The organism is Pseudomonas sp. GW821-FHT09C08 (assembly GCF_059418125.1).
Genome location: NZ_JBWKPG010000002.1, coordinates 894,996 through 914,968, shown reverse-complemented (window position 1 = coordinate 914,968; position 19,973 = coordinate 894,996). Strand labels below are relative to the sequence as shown.

The following is a 19,973-nucleotide window of genomic DNA, read 5'->3' as shown; positions in this document are numbered from 1 at the left end:
ATGGGCGACTCGTCACGGATGACCTTCTTCTTTATTGACCTCTACACACTCTGCCGGCGCAGCGTGCTGCTGGCCTGTCTGTTGCTGGCCACACCGGCCTGGAGTGCCGAGATCCTGTTGACCGCTGCCGAGGACGGCGCCGGCGTGCAGGCCTTTACCCGGGCCCTGGCCGAGCAACGACCGCACGACCACGTCACCTTCACGCCCCTCAAGGACCTGCCGGCCCCCAGCCACCTGCCGGCCACGACCCGCCTGATCCTGCTCGACCTGCCCGGCCTCGACTGGCGCCTGCAGGACGCGCAGGGCCCGCCGACCCTGGTGCTGCGCATCAGCCGCCTGCAAGCCCATGAACGGCCGGGCAGCACCCAGCATCCACGCATTACCCTGCTGTGGAGCGACCCGCCGCTGGAGCGCCAACTGCGCCTGATCAACAATATCCTGCCGCAAGCGCAGCGCATTGGCGTGCTCTACAGCGCCGACAGCGAATTCCTGCTGCCCGAGTTGCGCCAGCAGGCCACGCTGCTGGGCCTGGAAATCGTGCCACAGCGCTGGGACAACATTAACGACAGCCGCCCGCTGCAATCGCTGTTCAGAAACAGCGACGTGCTGCTCGGCCTCGACGATCCACAACTCTACAACCCGAAAACCGCGAAGAACCTGTTGCTCAGCAGCTACGCCCAACAATTGCCGTTGGTGGGACCGAACGCCGGGTTCGTGCGGGCCGGCAGCCTGGCCAGCACTTACAGCGACCAGGCCGACTGGCTGACCGTGCTCGACCATTTGCTTGAGCAACCGCCCGCCACCTGGCCGCGCGCGCTGTACCCGAGACACTTCAAAGTCGTCGGCAACCCGCAAGTTGCGCGCTCACTGGGCATCGAACAGGTGGACGACGCCAGCGTCGCCGCCCGATTGGCCGAAGGAGAAAAACACCCATGACCTTGCGTCGTCGTTGGGACATCAACACCCGCACCCAGCTCATCACCCTGGGCCCGGCGCTGTTGCTGACGTTGCTGTTGATCAGCTTCTTCACCTTCGTGCGTATCCAGGACCTGCGCCAGGAACTCGACCACACCGGCCAACTGATCGCCAACCAACTGGCGCCGGCCACTGAATACGGGGTGATTTCCGGCAACAACGACGTGCTCGACAGCCTGCTGCGCGCCACGCTGGCCACGCCCCACGTGCGCTTCCTGGAGATCCAGGACAGCAGCGAGAACATCCTCGTCTACGTCGAGCAGCCCTCGGAAAAACATGACCGCTCGCTGTCGGTGAAAGTCTTCCAGGCGCCGATCCGCCTGCAGCATATCCAGCTGGGCAACGACTTTTTCCAGGACAACCTCAACGAACCCAAGGCACCCCGCGCGGACTACCTGGGCCGGGTGATTGTCGGCATGTCCAACGATGCGTTCAGCCAGCGCCAGCAGGAAATCCTGTTCAAGGCCGGGATCCTCGCGCTGTTCGCCCTGCTGTTTACCTTCCTGCTCGCACGGCGCCTGGCCGCCAGCCTGTCGCAGCCGATCAGCGCCATGGGCCACGCGGTGAAAGCCATCCAGCAAGGCGACTACAAGACGCCGCTGCCGATTGTCGATGACTCGGAACTGGGCGACCTGTCGCGGCATATCAACAACCTCGCCGAAGGCCTCAACCAGGCCAGTCGCGAACAGCAGCAGGCCATGGCGCAGTTGATCCAGACCCGCGAGGAGGCTGAGCGCGCCAACAACGCCAAGTCAGACTTCCTGGCGATGATGAGCCATGAGCTGCGCACGCCGATGAACGGCGTGCTGGGCATGCTGCAGTTGCTGGAAACCACCGAGATGACCGAGGAGCAGACCGAATACGCGGCGCTGGCCTCGGAGTCCACCGAGCACCTGCTCAAGGTCATCAACGACATCCTCGACTTCTCGCGCATCGAGCGCGCCGCCCTCGAGCTGGAGCACATTCCGTTCAACCTGGCGGACCTGATCAACAGCTGCGCCCAGGCCTTCCAGCACAGCGCCCAGCAGCGCGGGTTGGCGCTGCAGCTGCCGATCCCGCCCGGCATGGACACCCTGCGGGTGCAGGGCGATCCGACGCGTATCCGCCAGATCCTGGTGAACCTGATCGGCAATGCGCTGAAGTTCACCGAGCACGGCACCGTCAGCGTCGAGCCCCATTGGCAGACCCTGGACCATGAACTGGTGTGGTTCACCTGCACCGTGCGCGACAGTGGCATCGGGATTTCCGCCGAACGCCTGGAATTGATGTTCGATGCGTTCCAGCAGGCTGACAGTTCCATTTCAAGACGTTACGGCGGCACCGGCCTTGGCCTGCCCATCGCCCGTACCCTGGCCGAGCGCATGGGTGGCACTTTGCGCGCCCAGAGCGAAGAAGGCCGTGGCTCGGTGTTTACCCTGGAAATCCCGCTGGCCATCGACCAGCACAGCGTGCCGGCGATTGCCGCCAACGCCGAAGGCAAGACCAGCGCCGGAGAGGGTCGCCATGTGTTGCTGGTGGAGGACAATCCGGTGAACCGCACGGTGGTCGAAGCCATGCTGCGCAGCCTGGGCTTCCAGGTCAGTCTGGCCACCGACGGCGCCGAGGCGATCCGCAGCGCCGAGAGCCTGATTTTCACTGCGATCCTGATGGATTGCCGGCTGCCGCTGATCGACGGCTATGAAGCGACCCGCCAGATTCGCCAGTTGCCGGGCTGCGCCGACCTGCCGATTATCGCCCTCACCGCGAACGCCCTGCAGGGCGACCGTGAGGCGTGTCTCGCAGCGGGAATGAACGATTACCTGGCCAAGCCGTTCAAACGCACGGATTTGCAGCAAATACTGCAGCGTTGGGTGCAATAGCGCCGCGCCATCAGCCACTTCCGACTGGCGTGAAAGACGAAAGTGCGGCAGTCTTAGGCACCCAAACGGGCCGATAAACAGGCCCGGTTTAAAATTTCAGTGAACAAGTGTACATTCAGTACCTTGCCGCTGTGACTTTCACTACAACGCAATAGTCTATGTGTAGGCTGCCGACATGAAGCATGAACGCTTCATTCGGTTCGGGAAGATTTGCCCTACCCTGCCGCATGGGATTATTGAGGAGCTCGCATGACCAAACAAAACGCCTTTACTCGGGAAGACCTGCTGCGCTGCAGTCGCGGTGAGCTGTTCGGCCCAGGTAACGCGCAACTGCCCGCCCCGAACATGCTGATGGTGGATCGCATCACCCATATCAGCGAAGAGGGTGGCAAGTACGGCAAAGGTGAATTGGTCGCCGAGCTGGATATCACCCCGGACCTGTGGTTCTTCGCCTGCCATTTCGAAGGCGACCCTGTGATGCCGGGCTGCCTGGGCCTCGACGCCATGTGGCAGCTGGTCGGTTTCTTCCTCGGCTGGCAAGGCCTGCCGGGCCGCGGCCGTGCCCTGGGTTCGGGCGAAGTGAAGTTCTTTGGCCAGGTCCTGCCGACCGCCAAGAAAGTCACCTACAACATTCAGATCAAGCGCGTCCTCAAGGGCAAGCTGAACCTCGCCATCGCCGATGGTTCGGTGAGCGTCGACGGTCGCGAGATCTATACTGCCGAAGGCCTTCGGGTCGGCGTATTCACTTCCACTGACAACTTTTAAGGGTTATCCGCATGCGCCGCGTCGTTATCACTGGTCTGGGCATCGTTTCTTGCCTGGGCAATGACAAAGAGACCGTCACCGCTAACCTGCGTGCAAGTCGCCCTGGCATCCGCTTCAACCCGGAATATGCCGAAATGGGTCTGCGTAGCCAGGTTTCCGGCTCCATCGACCTGCCCCTCGAAGAACTGATCGATCGCAAGATCTACCGCTTCGTCGGCCACGCTGCCGCCTATGCCTACCTGGCCATGAAAGACGCGATTGCCGACTCCGGCCTGAGCGAAGACCAGGTTTCGAACGTACGCACCGGCCTGATCGCCGGTTCGGGCGGCGCATCCACCCTGAACCAGATGGAAGCGCTGGACATCCTGCGCGAAAAAGGCGTCAAGCGTGTAGGCCCTTACCGCGTCACGCGGACCATGGGCAGCACCGTTTCCGCCTGCCTGGCCACGCCATTCCAGATCAAGGGCGTGAACTACTCGATTTCCTCCGCCTGCGCCACCAGCGCCCACTGCATCGGGACTGCCGTTGAGCAGATCCAGCTGGGCAAGCAGGACATCGTGTTCGCCGGCGGCGGTGAAGAAGAACATTGGAGCCAGTCGTTCCTGTTCGACGCCATGGGCGCACTGTCCACCCAGTACAACGAAACTCCGGAGAAGGCCTCCCGCGCCTACGACGCCAAGCGTGACGGTTTCGTCATCGCCGGCGGTGGCGGCATGGTGGTGGTCGAGGAGCTGGAACACGCCCTCGCCCGTGGCGCCAAGATCTACGCGGAAATCGTCGGCTACGGCGCGACCTCCGACGGCTACGACATGGTTGCGCCAAGCGGTGAAGGCGCCATCCGTTGCATGCAGATGGCCATGTCCACCGTGGATACCCCAATCGACTACCTGAACACCCACGGCACGTCGACTCCGGTCGGTGACGCCAAGGAAATGGAAGGTGTGCGTGCGGTATTCGGCGACAAGGCGCCAGCCATCAGCTCCACCAAGAGCCTGTCCGGTCACTCCCTGGGCGCCGCCGGCGTTCACGAAGCGATCTACTGCCTGCTGATGATGGAAGGCAACTTCATGGCCGGTTCGGCCAACATCGACGAGATCGACCCGGTCGTCGCCGATATGCCGATCCTGACCAAGACCGTCGAGAACGCCAAGATCGACACCGTGATGAGCAACAGCTTCGGCTTCGGTGGCACCAACGCCACCCTGGTACTGAAACGCTGGCAGGGTAAGTAAGACCTGTAGCTCGACCCAATAAAAAGCCCCGACTGGTTCGGGGCTTTTTTGTGGGTGATTACAGGCGAGACCGCGGCGCCTCTATCGCAGGCAAGCCAGCTCCCGCATTTTGAAGTGTGAATACAGCCAAATGTGGGAGCTGGCTTGCCTGCGATGGCGCCAGCTCGACCTGCTGCCCTACACTGAAAACCGCGCCACCATCGAATTCAGGTCCACCGCCAGCCGCGACAACTCCTGGCTCGCCGCGCTGGTCTGGTTCGCCCCGGTCGATGTCTGGTGCGCCAGGTCGCGAATGTTCATCAAATTGCGATCCACCTCCCGCGCCACCGCCGCCTGTTGCTCGGAAGCACTGGCGATCACCAGGTTGCGCTCGTTGATCAAGGTAAACGCCGAGGCAATTTCCTCCAGTGCCATCCCCGCCGACTTGGCGATATCCAGAGTGGAACGCGCGCGACTGTTGCTCTGTTGCATCGAACTGACCGCCTGGTCGGTGCCCTGCTGAATGCCGCTGATCATCTGCTCGATTTCCTGGGTCGACTGCTGGGTACGATGGGCCAGGGCACGCACTTCATCGGCCACCACCGCAAAGCCGCGCCCGGCATCCCCGGCCCGCGCCGCCTCGATGGCCGCATTCAGTGCGAGCAGGTTGGTCTGCTCGGCAATCGAGCGGATCACGTCCAGCACCTTGCTGATGCCATAGACCTTTTGCGCCAGGTCCTCGACCTGCGTCACGTTGTCGGTCACGTCAGTGGCCAGCGCCTCGATGGACACCACCGTCTGGTGCACCTGCTCACGCCCTTGCTGGGCAATGCGGTCGGACTCGCGCGAGGCCTGGGAGGTGGCCACGGCGTTACTCGCCACTTCCTCCACCGCTGCCGTCATCTGGTTGACCGCCGTGGCCGCCTGTTCGATTTCCTGGTTTTGCTGATGCAGGCCGCGCGTGGCGTCCTCGGTGACACAACTGAGTTCCTCGGAAGCCGACGCCAACTGGTTCGACGACTCGGAAATACGCCGGATAGTGTCGCGCAGGTTCTCCTGCATGCCCTTGAGCGCCTGCTGCAGGCGCGCGGGCTCGTCGTTGCCGGTGACGCTTATGTTGCCGGTGAGATCGCCACTGGCAACGCCCTGGGCGACCTTCAACGACTGCGCCAGTGGCAACACAATGCTGCGCGTCAGCCACACCGCCAGCCCGATGGTAATCAACGCCGTGAGCACGATCATGCCGATCACCCAACTGCGCGACTGGCTGAACACACTCTGCGCCAGGCTTGCCGCCAGGTTGGCGTTGGTCTTATTCAGATTGACCAGGTCGCGCAGGGTCGCGGCCATCTCATCGGCGAGTTGATTCATCTCGCCGTTGACCACCCTGATAGCGTCCTCCAGCTGATTGGCCCTGGAAAACCCCATCACCTGTTCCTGGCGTTGCAGGTATTGCTGTTCCTGGACCTTGAAGCGGTCAAACAGCGTGCGCTCCTCGGGCAGCACGATCAGCGCTTCGTAAAGGGTCTGCGCGTGATGCAAGCCGCTCTTGAGGTCATTGAGCTTGCGCTCGTTCTGCGCCAGCGCCTCGGGCTCGCGGTTAAGCAGCAAGCGCAAGGTCAGCGCGCGCACCCGCAGCAGGTCCTGGCTCATCTCCCCCACCGCCATCACGCTGGGCAGCCAGTTGTTCTCCACCTGATCCGATTGCTGGCGCATATTGGCCATCTGCAAAAGGGCAAAGCCGCCCAGGGCAAACACCATCAATGCCAATACGCCAAAGCCCAAGCCGGCGCGTGGGGCGATATTCAAACTGCGAACATTCATTGCGTAGGTTCCTTCCAGAAGCGCTGCATCCACCTGCAGCCGGTCTCCTGAACGTTATCGGCGTCCTCGCCCGATTGCGTAAGACCAAAACGCGATATCAACGAGGAGGCAAATCGCGAGGCGCTTTAGGCAGGATGGCCAGGAAGTTATCCCGCGCCACCTTGTGGGCAATGTCCTCAGGGAGCGCGTCGAGGAAGGGCTCGAAGCGGTGCATCTCCTTACCCAGCTTGTTGAAACGCCCTACCACGTCCGACCCCAGCATAAAACGCTCCGGGAAGCGCTCCACCAACGCTGTCCACTCTGGCCGAGGCTTACCCGCGTCATCCAGCAAGTAAGGCGTGAGCATGCTCCAGGACAGGTCGATGTACAGGTTGGGATAGGCCTCCAGCAGCCGACTCAAGGTGGGCAGTAAAAAATCCATCTGCACCTGGTGGCGATGGATTTCCTTGCTGGTGCCGGCATGCGCCCAGATAAAGCGCGTGTGCGGATGGTTGCGCAGTGATTCCTCCACTTCGGCCAGGTACAGCGGATTCCGTTCGCGCTTGGAGGTGATATTGGAGTGCAGCATCACCGGCAGGTCGTTCTCGGCCGCCAGGTGATAGATGCGGGTCATGGCTTCGTTATTCGCGCGCGGGGTATCGCCGGATGTCAGGGCCGTCAGGTCGTCATGGCGGGTGAACACCTCGCCGATGCCTTGCCACAGCCCGGGATTGAGGTCGAGCATGCGCTGGATGTGCGCGGCCGAGTTCTTGTCGTTGGGGTTGAAGCCACTGAGGAAGGGATGAAAGTGCTGGCGCTGTTCAGGCGTCAGTTTAGTCACCGCCGCCGCAACGATCACATCGGTGGCACTGTACCAATAGGCATCGGCGTCATCACCAGCGTAGTAGCGCGGGCGCTTGGGTTCGTCTTCGTGCCACTTCTTCGCTACCGGGATACCGGAAATCATCACGTGCTCGATGCGGTTATCGGCCATGGCCTTGAGCAGCTTGTCCATGCCTGCCGTCTCCTGGAAAAAATCCACGTAATGCAGGTGCGCGTCGCTGTAGGCATAGTCACGCGCGTGGACGGCCAGGCTGGTGGCAGTGAGTAACAGGGCAAGACTCAGGCGGGTCCAGGGCACGATAAAACCTCGATAGGGGCTGACTCTGGTAGACCTTGCGCGCCTTGCCGGGGTTCAGCCGGCAAAAATCGCGGAACACCGAAGTGCCAGCATGCTCTATAACTGCATGACCTTCATCCTGCCACTCTGTGAGGTTTGCCATGCCTGTTACCGTCAATACGTTGAACGCCGACAACTTCCGTCACAGCGTCAACATCAACAACCACGAGCTGTTTACCGACCTGCCCAAAAGCCTGGGCGGTGACGATTCGGCGCCCTCCCCCCACGACTACTTCGATGCCGCGCTGGCCTCGTGCAAGGCCTTGACCGTCAAGCTCTACGCCCAGAAAAAAGACATCCCGCTGACCGGCGTGACCGTAGAAGTCAGCCACGACGCCAGTGAAGAGCAAAAGGGTAAATACAAGCTCGCCGTCAAGCTGACCCTCAAGGGCGTGCTGACTGACGAGCAGCGCGACGAACTGCATCGCGTGGCAGATCGCTGCCCGGTGCACAAGCTGATGACCACGGCCGAAGTCACCATCGAGACAACATTATCGGAAGGCGCCTTCAGCCAATAGCGGCAACCTCCCGTCGGGCGGGTTATGCTCAAAGCCACCTAACCCGCTCAGACTGGGATGCACCATGACCGCCCTCACCGTGATCCGCCCGCGCCCCGAAGATGTCGAAGGCCAGCCCATCCTGCGCCCGCTGCCTTCGCGGGAATGCCGCAGCGTCGGGCCTTTTGTGTTTTTCGACCATATGCTGCCCACCCGCTACGCACCGGGCAGCGGCATGAATATCCGCCAGCACCCGCATATCGGCCTGTCGACCCTGACCTACCTGTTCGACGGCGCACTGCAGCACAAGGACAGCCTGGGTTCGGACCAGGTGGTACAGGCCGGCGATGTCAGCTGGATGACTGCCGGCAGCGCAATTGCCCACGTCGAGCGCACGCCCGAGGCGCTCAAGGCCAGTGGCTTCAGCCTGCACGGGCTGCAAGTGTGGCTGGCTTCGCCCAAGGACCACGAAAACGGACCCGGGCACTACAGCCATCACCCAGCCGCGAGCCTGCCGGTGAGTAACAATCTGGGTGTGACGATCCGCATGATCGCGGGCAGCGGCTTTTGCCTGAAATCGCCGGTGCCGGTGCTGTCACCCACGCTGTATGCCGAGGTGCAGATGCAGACGGCCACTACCCTGCTGATCCCGGATGAGCATGAGGAACGCGCCGTGTATGTGCTGGACGGTGAAGCGCAGTTGGACGGCGAGGTGCTGGATGTCAACAGCCTGGTGGTGCTGGAGCCCGGGCAGGCAATGACGTTGTTTGCCGACAGTGATTGCCACTTGGTGGTGTTTGGCGGCGCGCCACTGGATGGGCCACGGCGGATCAATTGGAATTTTGTCGCGAGCGATCCGGCGCTGATCGAGCAGGCCAGGCAGCGCTGGGCGGCTGGGGATTGGCCGACGGTGCCGGGAGAAACCGACAGGATCGAGTTGCCTGTCAGATAGCCTTCGCAGGCAAGCCAGCTCCCACATTCAACTGTGTTGTGGGAGTAGGCTTGGCCGCTAAGACGCCCTGACAGGCGCTCAAGCTTCAGCCCTTGAACACTTCATCCAGCAAGTTATGCATCGACTGGAAAGCCCGCGCAGCGGTCTTTGCGTCGTACATCATCTTGCCCGGCACATTGGCATGCGGGTCGGTAAAGGAATGCACCGCGCCGCCGTAGCTCAGCAGTTGCCAATCCACACCGGCCGCGTTCATTTCATCTTCAAAGGCCGGCAGTTGCTCTTTCGGCACCAACGGGTCGGAAGCACCGTGCAGCACCAGCACGGAACCCTTGATGTTCTTCGCGTCCGCCGGGTTCGGCGTGTCGAGGGTGCCGTGGAACGACACGGCAGCCTTGAGCGGCGCACCGGTACGCGCCAGCTCCAGAGAGCAGCAGCCACCGAAACAGAAGCCAAAGGTAGCCAGTTTCGAGGTGTCCACTGCGGCTTCGGTCTGGCCTTGCAGTTGCTCAAACGCTGCTTGCATGCGCTTGTTCAACAACGGGCGGTCATTTTTCAGCGGCATCATCGCTGCACCGGCTTCATCGCCGTTCGATGGGCGCACCGTTTGCCCGTACAGGTCGGCGATCAGCACCACATAGCCTTTGCTGGCGACGGTCTTGGCGATTTCTTCGGCCCCCGCACTCACACCCATCCAGTTCGGCGCCATCAGCAGACCCGGCAGCGGGCCCTTGTGGCTGGCATCGAATGCCAGGCGGCTTTCATAAGACTGGCCATCAATCTGATAGACCACGGAACGCACAGTGACTTGGCTCATCATTTACTCCAGTTGAGGTGTGTAGGCGCACGCTTGCTCGGGAAGAACGTCAACAATAGCGCGAGCATCCTGAATGAACGCAGTGCCATCGAGTTTTTCATCGACAGACGTGCACCTGCAATGAAGCGCTACAAATGAAAAAACCCGCCGAAGCGGGTTTTTCTACAACGGTGTTAAACCGACAGTTCCACCAACAGCTTGTTCAGTCGGCGCACATAGGCGGCCGGGTCTTTCAGGCTGTCGCCAGCGGCCAGGGCCGCCTGGTCGAAGAGGATGTGCGACAGGTCGCCAAAACGCTCTTCGCTCTGCTCGCCGTCGAGTTTCTCGATCAGCGGGTGAGCCGGGTTGAATTCGAAGATCGGCTTGGAGTCCGGTACCTTCTGGCCGCTGGCTTCCAGGATCTGACGCATCTGCATGCCCAGGTCCTGCTCGCCGATAGCCAGGATCGCCGGGGAATCGGTGAGGCGGTGGGAAACCCGCACCTCGCTGACCACGTCGCCCAGGGACGCCTTGATCCGCTCAACCAGGCCTTCTTTGGACTTGGCGACTTCTTCGGCTTCTTTCTTCTCTTCTTCGGAGTCGAGGTTACCCAGGTCCAGGTCACCACGAGCCACGTCGACGAAGGATTTGCCGTCGAACTCGTTGAGGTAGCTCATCAGCCACTCATCGATACGGTCGGTCAGCAGCAGCACTTCGATGCCTTTCTTGCGGAAGACTTCCAGGTGCGGGCTGTTCTTGACCTGCGCGTAGGTTTCGCCGGTGAGGTAGTAGATCTTGTCCTGGCCTTCCTTGGCGCGTGCCAGGTATTCGGCCAGGGCAACGTTCTGCTCGCCGTCGTCGCCTTGGGTGGAGGCAAAACGCAGCAGGCCGGCGATTTTTTCCTTGTTGGCAAAATCTTCCGCCGGGCCTTCTTTCATGACTTGGCCGAAGTTTTTCCAGAAGCCCTTGTATTGCTCAGGCTCGTTCTTCGCCAGTTTTTCCAGCATGTCGAGCACGCGCTTGGTCAGCGCCGACTTCATCGAGTCGATGATCGGGTCTTTTTGCAGGATTTCCCGCGACACGTTCAGCGACAGGTCGTTGGAGTCGACCACGCCCTTGATGAAGCGCAGGTACAGCGGCAGGAAGGATTCCGCCTGGTCCATGACGAACACGCGCTGTACGTAGAGTTTCAGGCCTTTTGGCGCTTCACGCTGGTACAGGTCGAACGGCGCGCGGGCCGGCACATAGAGCAGCGAGCTGTATTCCAGCTTGCCTTCGACCTTGTTGTGGCTCCAGCTCAGCGGGTTTTCGTAGTCGTGACCGATGTGCTTGTAGAACTCCTGGTATTCCTCGTCCTTGATCTCGGTACGCGGACGGGTCCACAGCGCGCTGGCGCGGTTGACCACTTCCCATTCCTGGGCAGGTGCCTCTTCGCCTTCGGCGGCCGCTGGTTCTTTCGGCAGCTCGATCGGCAGGGCGATGTGGTCGGAGTACTTCTTGACGATGTTGCGCAGGCGCCAGCCATCGGCGAATTCATCTTCACCGGACTTGAGGTGCAGGACGATGCGCGTGCCGCGATCAGCCTTGTCGATCGTGGCGATTTCGAATTCGCCCTCGCCTTTCGAGGACCAATGCACGCCTTCGCTGGCGTCGAGGCCGGCGCGGCGGCTGAAGACTTCCACCTTGTCGGCGACGATGAAGGCCGAGTAGAAGCCCACGCCGAACTGGCCGATCAGGTGCGAATCTTTCTTCTGGTCGCCCGAGAGGTTTTTCATGAAGTCGGCAGTGCCGGATTTGGCGATGGTCCCCAGGTGGGTGATCGCGTCTTCGCGGCTCATGCCGATGCCGTTGTCTTCGAGGGTGACGGTCTTGGCGTCCTTGTCGAAGCTCACGCGGATTTTCAGTTCGGCGCCGCCTTCCAGCAATTCAGGCTTGGACAGGGCTTCGAAACGTAATTTGTCGACAGCGTCAGAGGCGTTCGAGATCAATTCGCGAAGGAAGATTTCCTTGTTGGAATACAGCGAATGGATCATGAGGTGCAGCAGTTGCTTCACCTCGGTCTGGAAGCCCAGGGTTTCCTTTTGAGTTTCCACACTCATGGTCATCAAACTCCAATTGGATGGCAGTGGCCGCGCCCTTGAGGGTTGGCGGCGGGTTGTCATCAAAGTTGGGGGCTAAGAGCAGGATTTCAAGGGCGGTCGACTTCCTCAATCTTGAAATGCGCGCGGGCGGTGGCGATGGGCTCAGCCTGCGTGCTTTGCCAGGCGGTGATCGCCACATTCGCCACCCTTCGGCCCTGGCGCCACACCTGGCATTTGGCGTAGGTGTCGCGAAACTGCCCGGCACGCAGGTAATCGAGGGAGAAATCGATGATTTTCGGGAAGCCCGGCGCGCCGGTGAACACCAGCAGATGCAGCGCGGCAGACAACTCCATGAAGCCTGCGATGACCCCGCCATGCAGCGCCGGCAATATCGGGTTACCAATATTGTCCTTGTTGGCCGGCAGGCGGAACAGCAGTTCATCCCCAAGCCGGGTGCATTCGATACCGATCAGCTTGGCGTAGGGGATCAGTTCGAGCAGCGCTGCATAATCGCCGCGTTCATGGGCCTGCTCCAGGCGCGTCTTGAATCGATGGGTCATGCCTGCTCTCCCTTGATCGTGTTGCTCAACCCTTGCGCCCCTTTGAGACGCTTGCCCATGCGCATGAACGTGCCGACGACATGGGCGATGGGCTGTTGTGGGTCATCCTGGTAGGCAAAGCCGCGCGTGAAGATCACGTCGGTGGTCACCCGGTAGCATTGGGCAAATCCATAGACAGGCTGGTGCGGTGCGGCGGGATGCATGTAGTCGATACGCAGGTCGAGAGTCGGGCACACCTCGAACTCCGGCAACACGCACAGGGTGGCCATGCCGCAGGCGGTGTCCATCAGGGAGGTCAATGCGCCACCGTGAATGACGCCGGTCCGCGGGTCGCCGACCAGTTGCGGCGCATAAGGCATGAGCAGCGTGATGCCCTCCTCGCTGGCCTGATGAGCGGTGATGCCCAGCACCTGACAATGGCGCAAGGCTGATACAAAGCGCGACGCACGCTCTAACAAGGGATTTTCGGTCATTCGTGGAAGACTCTTATTAGTGATGATCGGTGCAATAGCCGGCGGGCAGGAAAGTTCCTTAGCACCGGTGGTTTATATATCTGTGGAATTAAAGGAACTAATGCAGAACGCCCATGCTCGAAAGGCCAGTAGATATCTTCAATAAGGAGAAACACCCCATGCGCAAGACTTTAGCTATTTCCATGATGTTGGCCGCTGCCCTCGGTCTCGCTGCCTGCGATAAGAAATCCGAAGACAAAGCCCAAGACGCCGCCGCACATTCCGAGCAAGCTCAAAAAGATATGGCGAAGGCTCAGGATAAAGTGAACGACGCTGCGAAAGAAAACGCCGATGCTGCCAAAGCTCAGGCTGAATCGAACGAAGCCGCCGCGAAAGAAGCAGCACCTGCTACCCCTGCCAGCGGTTCTTGATACCGCGGCTTGAAATAGCTTGGCTGCAAAAAGAAAGCCCGCTTAGATAGCGGGCTTTACTTTGCCTGGTGTTTTTATTTCAAGGTTACTTAAGCCGACTCTTTAACCGCCTCCGGCGGCGGTGTGTCCGTCTGGGTATACACCATCACTTGCAGTACGTCGGAATGAAACTCGCGACGGTACAACACGACCACCACCCCGGCACTCATCAACATGAACAACCAGGGGCTGACAAACCACGCCAGCATGGTCATGCCGAAGTAATAAGCGCGCAGGCCGAAGTTGAACTGGTTGGCAGCCATGGAGATCACCCGCGCCGCGCGTAGCGCAAACGCCTTGCGCTCCTGCTCCGACACATGCCGCTCCCCCACCATCGGCGCCGAGCCGACCAGCACTGCCGCAAAGTTGTACTGGCGCATGCACCAACTGAACGTGAAGAACGCATAGACGAACACCAGGGCCAGGCACAGCAGCTTGATCTCCGACATGCCCTGGGACGCCTGCTGCACCATGGGAATGTCAGCCAGCAGCGACACCGCGCGCTCTGAGGCACCGAGCACGGTGAGAATGCCGGCCAGGATGATCAAGGTGCTGGAGGCAAAGAACGACGCGTTGCGTTCCAGGTTGCCGATCACACTGGCGTCGGCGATGCGGTTGTCGCGCAGCAGCATGCGGCGCATCCAGTCTTCGCGATACAGATGCAGCACACTGGCCAGGCACGCAGTGTCCCGGGCCTTCCAGGTGGCATAGCGGGTGTAGCCGCCCCAGCACAGGACAAACCAGAGGGCGGCAAGCAGGTGGATCTGATTGGTTTCGACGAACGACATGGGGGTCCTATTAAGCGATGGTTGGGTGAATACAAGCCGGCTCCTACGGGATCGTGTTGCAAACACATAAAAAATGCCCCGTATCGATTGATACGGGGCATTTCCATGTAGCGTGAAGCCGGCTATTTAAGCGAGCGCTTCGCTGCGCTTGCCCAGCATGCGATCAATCACGAACGCCACGCCCAAGGTCATCACCGAAGGCACCAACCATGCCAGGCCCTGCTCGCTCAACGGCAGGTGCGCCAGTTGCGACGGCATCCAATCGGCCAGGCCAGCGCCCTTGAGTGCGTCGATGCAACCGAAGATGAACGACACCAGCATCACCGGACCGACGATACGACCCTGTTCCTGCCAGAAATCTTTGCAGAAGCTCAAGGCCACCAGCACGATGCACGGCGGGTAGATCGCGGTGAGCACCGGGATCGAGAACGCAATCAGCTTGGTCAGGCCCAGGTTCGACACGAACAGCGAGAATAGCGCGAGGATCACCACCAGGGCCTTGTAGGACAGCGGCAGGACGCGGCTGAAATACTCGGCGCAGGCGCAGGTGAGGCCCACCGCAGTGACCAGGCACGCGAGGGAGATCAGCACCGCGAGGAAGCCGCTGCCCAGCGAACCGAACGTGTGCTGCACGTAGGCGTGCAATACCGCAGCGCCGTTACTGGCACCGGCAGCCACTGCATGGCTGCCCGAACCGAGGCGGAACAGACTGATGTAGACCAGTGCCAGGCCGACGCCAGCAATCAGGCCGGCAATGATCGCGTAGCGGGTGATCAGCTTGGGCGACTCGACGCCACGGGAACGGATCGCGTTGACGATCACGATGCCAAACACCAGCGCGCCCAGGGTGTCCATGGTCAGGTAACCATTGATAAAGCCCTGGGAGAACGGCGCAGCCACGTACTCAGGGGTAGCCACGCCCACTTCGCCGGCCGGCAGGGCAAACGCGGCGATGCCGAGGATCGCCAGCGCGATGATTTTCAGCGGCGCGAGAAAACGCCCCACGGTGTCCAGCAGTCGGCCCGGATAGAGGGAGACGAAGAACACCACCAGGAAATACACCGAGCTGTAGAGAAACAGTGCCAGCGGACTTTCACCGGTCAACGGCGCCAGGCCGACTTCAAACGACACGGTTGCGGTACGCGGGGTGGCGAACAGCGGCCCTACCGCCAGATACGCCGCCGCCGCGAGCAAGCCACCGGCGATCTTGCCGATCGGGCTGCTCAACGCGTCCATGCCGCCGCCGACCTTGGCCAGGGCGATCACGGTGACCACCGGCAGGCCCACCGCAGTGATCAGGAAACCCAGCGCTGCCATCCAGACGTGAGGCCCGGACTGCAAACCAACGATTGGCGGGAAGATGATGTTGCCAGCGCCCACGAACAGGGCAAACGTCATGAAGCCCAGCGCCAGGACATCCTGGCTTTTCAACACTTTCATTTGAGGAAATACCACACTACTGAATCGGAATTTAGAGAGGGATTCCCTATGGATGAGGGAAATACTGCCGGCCCTGATGGGGACCGACCGGTCTAGCGCGCAGCTTCCTTTTGGGATGCGGACGCATAAAGAGGCGGCTAGATTACAGAATTAGCCTGACAAACGCACTGTTGCGGGGCGGACTGTCCGATAAGCGACACTTTGATGTCGCATCTGTATATCTAAATGCTGGAACGCAATCGAATGTGGGAGCGGGCTTGCTCGCGAATGCGGTGGGTCAGCACTGAATGTATCAACTGATAGACCGCATTCGCGAGCAAGCCCGCTCCCACATTTTGATTTTCAGCAACCTGCAGAAAGCACAAAGGCCACCCGAAGGTGGCCTTTGCGTGGTGAAGCGTCAGCTAAGCGCGAGGCTTACTTGACAGCCCAACCGGTCAGCTCGGCCAGGGCCTTGCCGATGTCTGCCAGCGAACGCACGGTTTTAACGCCTGCGTCTTGCAGTGCAGCGAATTTCTCGTCTGCAGTGCCTTTGCCGCCAGAGATGATTGCGCCAGCATGGCCCATGCGCTTGCCCGCAGGGGCAGTCACACCAGCGATGTAGGAAACAACCGGCTTGGTCACGTGTGCCTTGATATAGGCAGCCGCTTCTTCTTCAGCCGAACCGCCGATCTCACCGATCATGACGATCGCTTCGGTCTTCGGGTCTTCCTGGAACAGCTTCAGGATGTCGATGAAGTTCGAGCCTGGGATCGGGTCACCGCCGATGCCGACGCAAGTCGACTGACCGAAACCGGCGTCAGTGGTCTGCTTCACAGCTTCGTAGGTCAGGGTGCCGGAACGCGAAACGATACCGACTTTACCTGGCAAGTGAATGTGACCTGGCATGATGCCGATCTTGCATTCGCCTGGAGTGATCACGCCTGGGCAGTTAGGGCCGATCAGGACTACGCCCAGCTCGTCGCACTTAACTTTAGCGTCCAGCATGTCCAGGGTAGGAATGCCTTCGGTGATGCACACGATCAGCTTGATGCCGCCGAATGCTGCTTCCAGGATCGAGTCCTTGCAGAAAGGAGCTGGAACGTAGATCACGCTGGCGGTGGCGCCAGTGGCTGCTACAGCGTCTTTCACGGTGTTGAACACTGGCAGGCCCAGGTGCTCGGTGCCGCCTTTGCCCGGAGTTACGCCGCCAACCATCTTGGTGCCGTATTCGATGGCTTGCTGGGTGTGGAAACTACCTTGCGAACCGGTAATACCCTGGCAGATAACTTTGGTGTCTTTATTGATCAGGACGCTCATTATTTGCCCTCCGCAGCTTTGACAACTTGTTGAGCAGCGTCGGTCAGGCTGGTAGCCGCGATGATGTTCAAACCGCTTTCTGCCAGTACTTTAGCGCCCAGTTCAGCGTTGTTACCTTCAAGGCGAACAACAACCGGGATTTTAACGCCAACTTCTTTCACTGCACCGATGATGCCTTCGGCAATCATGTCGCAACGAACGATGCCGCCGAAGATGTTGACCAGTACTGCAGCGACGTTGGAGTCGGACAGGATGATCTTGAAGGCTTCGGTAACGCGTTCTTTGGTAGCACCACCGCCCACGTCGAGGAAGTTGGCTGGTTTGCCGCCATGCAGGTTGACGATGTCCATGGTACCCATGGCCAGGCCAGCACCGTTGACCATGCAACCGATGTTACCTTCCAGGGCTACGTAGTTCAGTTCGAACTTGGCAGCGTGCGCTTCGCGCGGATCGTCTTGCGACGGATCGTGGAAAGTCTTCAGCTTAGGCTGACGGTACATGGCGTTGGCGTCGATGTTGATCTTGGCGTCGAGGCAGTGCAGATCGCCGTCAGCCTTGATCACCAGCGGGTTCACTTCCAGCAGGGCCAGATCGTGATCCTGGAACAGTTTGGCCAGACCAACGAAGATCTTGGCGAACTGGGCAACTTGCTTGCCTTCCAGACCCAACTGGAAAGCCAGCTCGCGACCCTGGAATGGCTGAGCGCCAACCAGTGGATCGATAGTGGCTTTCAGAATTTTTTCTGGGGTTTCGTGAGCGATCTTCTCGATGTCCACGCCACCTTCGGTGGAAGCCATGAACACGATGCGACGGCTCGAACGGTCAACGACAGCGCCCAGGTACAGCTCTTTAGCGATATCAGTGCACGATTCAACCAGGATCTTGGTGACTGGCTGGCCATTGGCATCAGTCTGGTAAGTCACCAGACGCTTGCCCAGCCACTGCTGTGCGAAGGCCTTGGCGTCTTCTTTGCTGCGAACCAGCTTAACGCCGCCCGCTTTACCGCGACCACCGGCGTGGACCTGGGCTTTGACAACCCACTCGCTGCCGCCGATTTTGTCGCAAGCTTCTGCTGCTGCTTCCGGGGTGTCTACTGCGTAGCCCTTGGAAACTGGCAGGCCGTATTCAGCGAACAGCTGCTTACCCTGATACTCGTGAAGATTCATGCTTTTTACCGTCTTCGTTAGGTACTGCGCATTCGGCGCTGCGCTCATTATGAGTGCCGCGCCACCTGTGACTGCTGCTTGCGCAACTTGCAGGGCTCAAGGCCCGTAAAGCTGCGCAAGGCTGCGTCCAGCGGATATTCCGCGGTGAGTCTTGCGCGCAAGGCTCACGACGGGCAACTCCGCCGTGGTTTCTTATTATCTCGCTTAGCGCTTCTTGCGGTTGGCGATGTGGATGGCGCCGCCATTCACTGCCAACGCTGCTTCGTGCAACGCTTCGGACAGGGTCGGATGGGAGAAGACCATCATGCCCAGGTCCTCGGCACTGGTGCCGAATTCCATACCGATTGCGCCTTGCTGAACCAGTTCTGCAGCGCTTGGGCCGATCACGTGGACGCCCAATACGCGGTCAGTCTTGGCATCAGCGATGACTTTGACAAAACCACCGGTGTCGTTGGCTGCCATGGCACGGCCAGAAGCGGCAAACGGGAAGGTGCCGACGTTAACTTCAACGCCTTCAGCTTTCAACTGCTGTTCGTTCTTGCCGACCCATGCAATTTCCGGGTGGGTGTAGATAACCGACGGGATCAGGTCGTAGTTCATCTGGGTTTTGTGGCCCTTGATGCGCTCGACAACCATGATGCCTTCTTCGGAAGCCTTGTGCGCCAGCATCATGCCACGCACCACGTCACCAATGGCGTACACGCCAGGAACGGTGGTTGCGCAGTGATCGTCAACGTGGATGAAACCACGCTCGTCGATGTTCACGCCGCTGTCGGAAGCCAGCAGGTCGGTGGTCACCGGACGACGACCCACGGCTACGATCAGCTTGTCGAAAGTGATGGTCTGTTCGCCATCCTTGTCGGTGTAGGTCACGACAACTTCTTCGCCGTTGACCTTGGAGCCGGTCACGCGTGCGCCCAGCTTGATGTCCAGACCTTGCTTGGTCAGGGTTTTCAGCGCTTCTTTGGACACCGCAGTGTCGGCAGCCAGCAGGAACGTGTCCAGGGCTTCCAGCACGGTCACTTCAGAACCCAGGCGGGACCAGACCGAACCCAGTTCCAGGCCGATCACGCCAGCGCCGATCACGCCCAGGCGTTTTGGAACCGATTGGAATTCCAGGGCGCCGGTCGAATCAACGATCACGTTCTGGTCGACTGGAGCCGGTGGAATGTCGATTGGACGCGAACCTGGCGCCAGGATCACGTTCTCGGCTTCGATGACTTCAACCGAACCGTCTGGCTTGGTGATTTCAACTTTCTTGCCGGCCAGCAGTTTGCCGTGGCCTTGCAGGGAAGTAACGCCGTTGGCCTTGAACAGGGTCGCAACGCCGGAAGTCAGGCCTTTGACGATGTTGGCTTTACGGCCGACCATTGCTGGCACGTCCATGGTCACGCCAGCATGGTTGATGCCGTGGATCGCGAAGCCGTCTTGGGCTTCGTGGAATTTCCAGGAGCTGTCCAGCAGCGCCTTGGAAGGAATGCAACCAACGTTCAGGCAGGTACCGCCCAGTGCCAGTTTGCCTTCCTTGTCGGTGTATTTTTCGATGCAAGCAGTCGAGAGGCCCAGTTGTGCGGCCTTGATGGCGGCAACGTAGCCGCCAGGACCTGCACCAATCACTACAACGTCAAATTTCTGTGTCATGAAAATAGATCCTCTATTCAGCGACAAGCTTCAAGCGACAA

The 19,973-nt window shown here is 60.3% G+C and carries 18 protein-coding genes and 1 pseudogene; 7 read left to right on the top strand and 12 right to left on the bottom strand.

The window, feature by feature from the left end; genetic code table 11:
- From AC07OJ_RS10910 to fabB, 4 genes are all read left to right on the top strand, one after another.
- Entirely contained in the window at nt 1–936 is a 936-nt protein-coding gene (locus tag AC07OJ_RS10910; RefSeq protein ID WP_495094518.1) for an ABC transporter substrate-binding protein, read from the top strand.
- Nucleotides 933–2,834 (top strand): ATP-binding protein, encoded by a 1,902-nt coding sequence (locus AC07OJ_RS10905; protein ID WP_120448002.1) that lies wholly within the window; start codon nt 933–935, stop codon nt 2,832–2,834. The genes AC07OJ_RS10910 and AC07OJ_RS10905 overlap by 4 nt, the downstream gene beginning before the upstream one ends.
- A 249-nt stretch (nt 2,835–3,083) precedes the next feature.
- The gene (fabA, locus tag AC07OJ_RS10900) at nt 3,084–3,599 is read left to right on the top strand and encodes a 3-hydroxyacyl-[acyl-carrier-protein] dehydratase FabA (protein WP_010211704.1); all 516 of its coding nucleotides are present in this window, start codon (nt 3,084–3,086) and stop codon (nt 3,597–3,599) included.
- An 11-nt stretch (nt 3,600–3,610) separates the two neighbouring features.
- Nucleotides 3,611–4,831 (top strand): beta-ketoacyl-ACP synthase I, encoded by a 1,221-nt coding sequence (gene fabB / locus AC07OJ_RS10895; protein WP_017134470.1) that lies wholly within the window; start codon nt 3,611–3,613, stop codon nt 4,829–4,831.
- Between the two features lie 177 nt (nt 4,832–5,008).
- On the opposite strand, the gene AC07OJ_RS10890 is transcribed toward fabB, so the two are convergent.
- The 3 genes and pseudogenes from AC07OJ_RS10890 to AC07OJ_RS10880 all read right to left on the bottom strand — a co-directional run bounded on the left by AC07OJ_RS10890 (nt 5,009) and on the right by AC07OJ_RS10880 (nt 7,754).
- Nucleotides 5,009–5,872 carry a methyl-accepting chemotaxis protein gene (locus AC07OJ_RS10890; protein ID WP_404940335.1) on the bottom strand — a complete coding sequence of 288 codons (864 nt, stop codon included), beginning with the start codon at nt 5,870–5,872 and terminating at the stop codon, nt 5,009–5,011.
- Nucleotides 5,864–6,634: pseudogene (locus AC07OJ_RS10885) on the bottom strand (MCP four helix bundle domain-containing protein); the annotation flags it as partial. The pseudogene AC07OJ_RS10885 and the gene AC07OJ_RS10890, both read right to left, overlap by 9 nt.
- Nucleotides 6,635–6,731: 97 nt before the next feature.
- Complete coding sequence (locus AC07OJ_RS10880; protein ID WP_495094517.1) at nt 6,732–7,754, bottom strand: amidohydrolase family protein; 1,023 nt, start codon at nt 7,752–7,754, stop codon at nt 6,732–6,734.
- A 140-nt stretch (nt 7,755–7,894) separates the two neighbouring features.
- Here AC07OJ_RS10880 and AC07OJ_RS10875 point away from each other — a divergent pair, with 140 nt between their 5' ends.
- Together AC07OJ_RS10875 and AC07OJ_RS10870 are read left to right on the top strand one after the other, a co-directional pair.
- On the top strand, nt 7,895–8,311 hold the full coding sequence (locus AC07OJ_RS10875; protein WP_065901531.1) for an OsmC family protein: 417 nt from the start codon (nt 7,895–7,897) through the stop codon (nt 8,309–8,311).
- A gap of 64 nt (nt 8,312–8,375) precedes the next feature.
- Nucleotides 8,376–9,242 carry a pirin family protein gene (locus AC07OJ_RS10870; protein ID WP_495094516.1) on the top strand — a complete coding sequence of 289 codons (867 nt, stop codon included), beginning with the start codon at nt 8,376–8,378 and terminating at the stop codon, nt 9,240–9,242.
- A gap of 85 nt (nt 9,243–9,327) precedes the next feature.
- Here AC07OJ_RS10870 and AC07OJ_RS10865 read toward each other — a convergent pair whose 3' ends face one another.
- From AC07OJ_RS10865 to AC07OJ_RS10850, 4 genes are all read right to left on the bottom strand, one after another.
- Nucleotides 9,328–10,056: a dienelactone hydrolase family protein gene (locus AC07OJ_RS10865; protein ID WP_065901536.1), complete on the bottom strand. Its 729-nt coding sequence runs from the start codon at nt 10,054–10,056 to the stop codon at nt 9,328–9,330.
- A 173-nt stretch (nt 10,057–10,229) separates the two neighbouring features.
- Nucleotides 10,230–12,134, bottom strand: coding sequence for a molecular chaperone HtpG (gene htpG / locus AC07OJ_RS10860; protein WP_495094515.1), 1,905 nt, complete (start codon nt 12,132–12,134; stop codon nt 10,230–10,232).
- Between the two features lie 89 nt (nt 12,135–12,223).
- On the bottom strand, nt 12,224–12,676 hold the full coding sequence (locus AC07OJ_RS10855; protein ID WP_262133573.1) for a PaaI family thioesterase: 453 nt from the start codon (nt 12,674–12,676) through the stop codon (nt 12,224–12,226).
- Nucleotides 12,673–13,149, bottom strand: a complete 477-nt coding sequence (locus AC07OJ_RS10850; protein WP_065901542.1) for a PaaI family thioesterase — start codon at nt 13,147–13,149, stop codon at nt 12,673–12,675. Before AC07OJ_RS10850 ends, AC07OJ_RS10855 begins: the two co-directional genes overlap by 4 nt.
- 158 nt (nt 13,150–13,307) lie before the next feature.
- On the opposite strand from AC07OJ_RS10850, the gene AC07OJ_RS10845 reads away from it, so the two are divergent.
- The gene (locus AC07OJ_RS10845; RefSeq protein WP_065901929.1) at nt 13,308–13,559 is read left to right on the top strand and encodes a hypothetical protein; all 252 of its coding nucleotides are present in this window, start codon (nt 13,308–13,310) and stop codon (nt 13,557–13,559) included.
- Between the two features lie 89 nt (nt 13,560–13,648).
- Here AC07OJ_RS10845 and AC07OJ_RS10840 read toward each other — a convergent pair whose 3' ends face one another.
- The 5 genes from AC07OJ_RS10840 to lpdA all read right to left on the bottom strand — a co-directional run bounded on the left by AC07OJ_RS10840 (nt 13,649) and on the right by lpdA (nt 19,932).
- On the bottom strand, nt 13,649–14,386 hold the full coding sequence (locus AC07OJ_RS10840; RefSeq protein ID WP_065901545.1) for a DUF599 domain-containing protein: 738 nt from the start codon (nt 14,384–14,386) through the stop codon (nt 13,649–13,651).
- 126 nt (nt 14,387–14,512) lie between these two features.
- Nucleotides 14,513–15,826, bottom strand: a complete 1,314-nt coding sequence (gene brnQ / locus AC07OJ_RS10835; protein WP_106804692.1) for a branched-chain amino acid transport system II carrier protein — start codon at nt 15,824–15,826, stop codon at nt 14,513–14,515.
- Between the two features lie 417 nt (nt 15,827–16,243).
- Entirely contained in the window at nt 16,244–17,125 is an 882-nt protein-coding gene (gene sucD / locus AC07OJ_RS10830) for a succinate--CoA ligase subunit alpha (protein WP_003172813.1), read from the bottom strand.
- Nucleotides 17,125–18,291: an ADP-forming succinate--CoA ligase subunit beta gene (sucC, locus tag AC07OJ_RS10825; RefSeq protein ID WP_003190011.1), complete on the bottom strand. Its 1,167-nt coding sequence runs from the start codon at nt 18,289–18,291 to the stop codon at nt 17,125–17,127. The genes sucD and sucC overlap by 1 nt, the downstream gene beginning before the upstream one ends.
- Nucleotides 18,292–18,495: 204 nt before the next feature.
- Nucleotides 18,496–19,932 carry a dihydrolipoyl dehydrogenase gene (lpdA, locus tag AC07OJ_RS10820; RefSeq protein WP_065901549.1) on the bottom strand — a complete coding sequence of 479 codons (1,437 nt, stop codon included), beginning with the start codon at nt 19,930–19,932 and terminating at the stop codon, nt 18,496–18,498.
- Nucleotides 19,933–19,973: the final 41 nt, after the last annotated feature.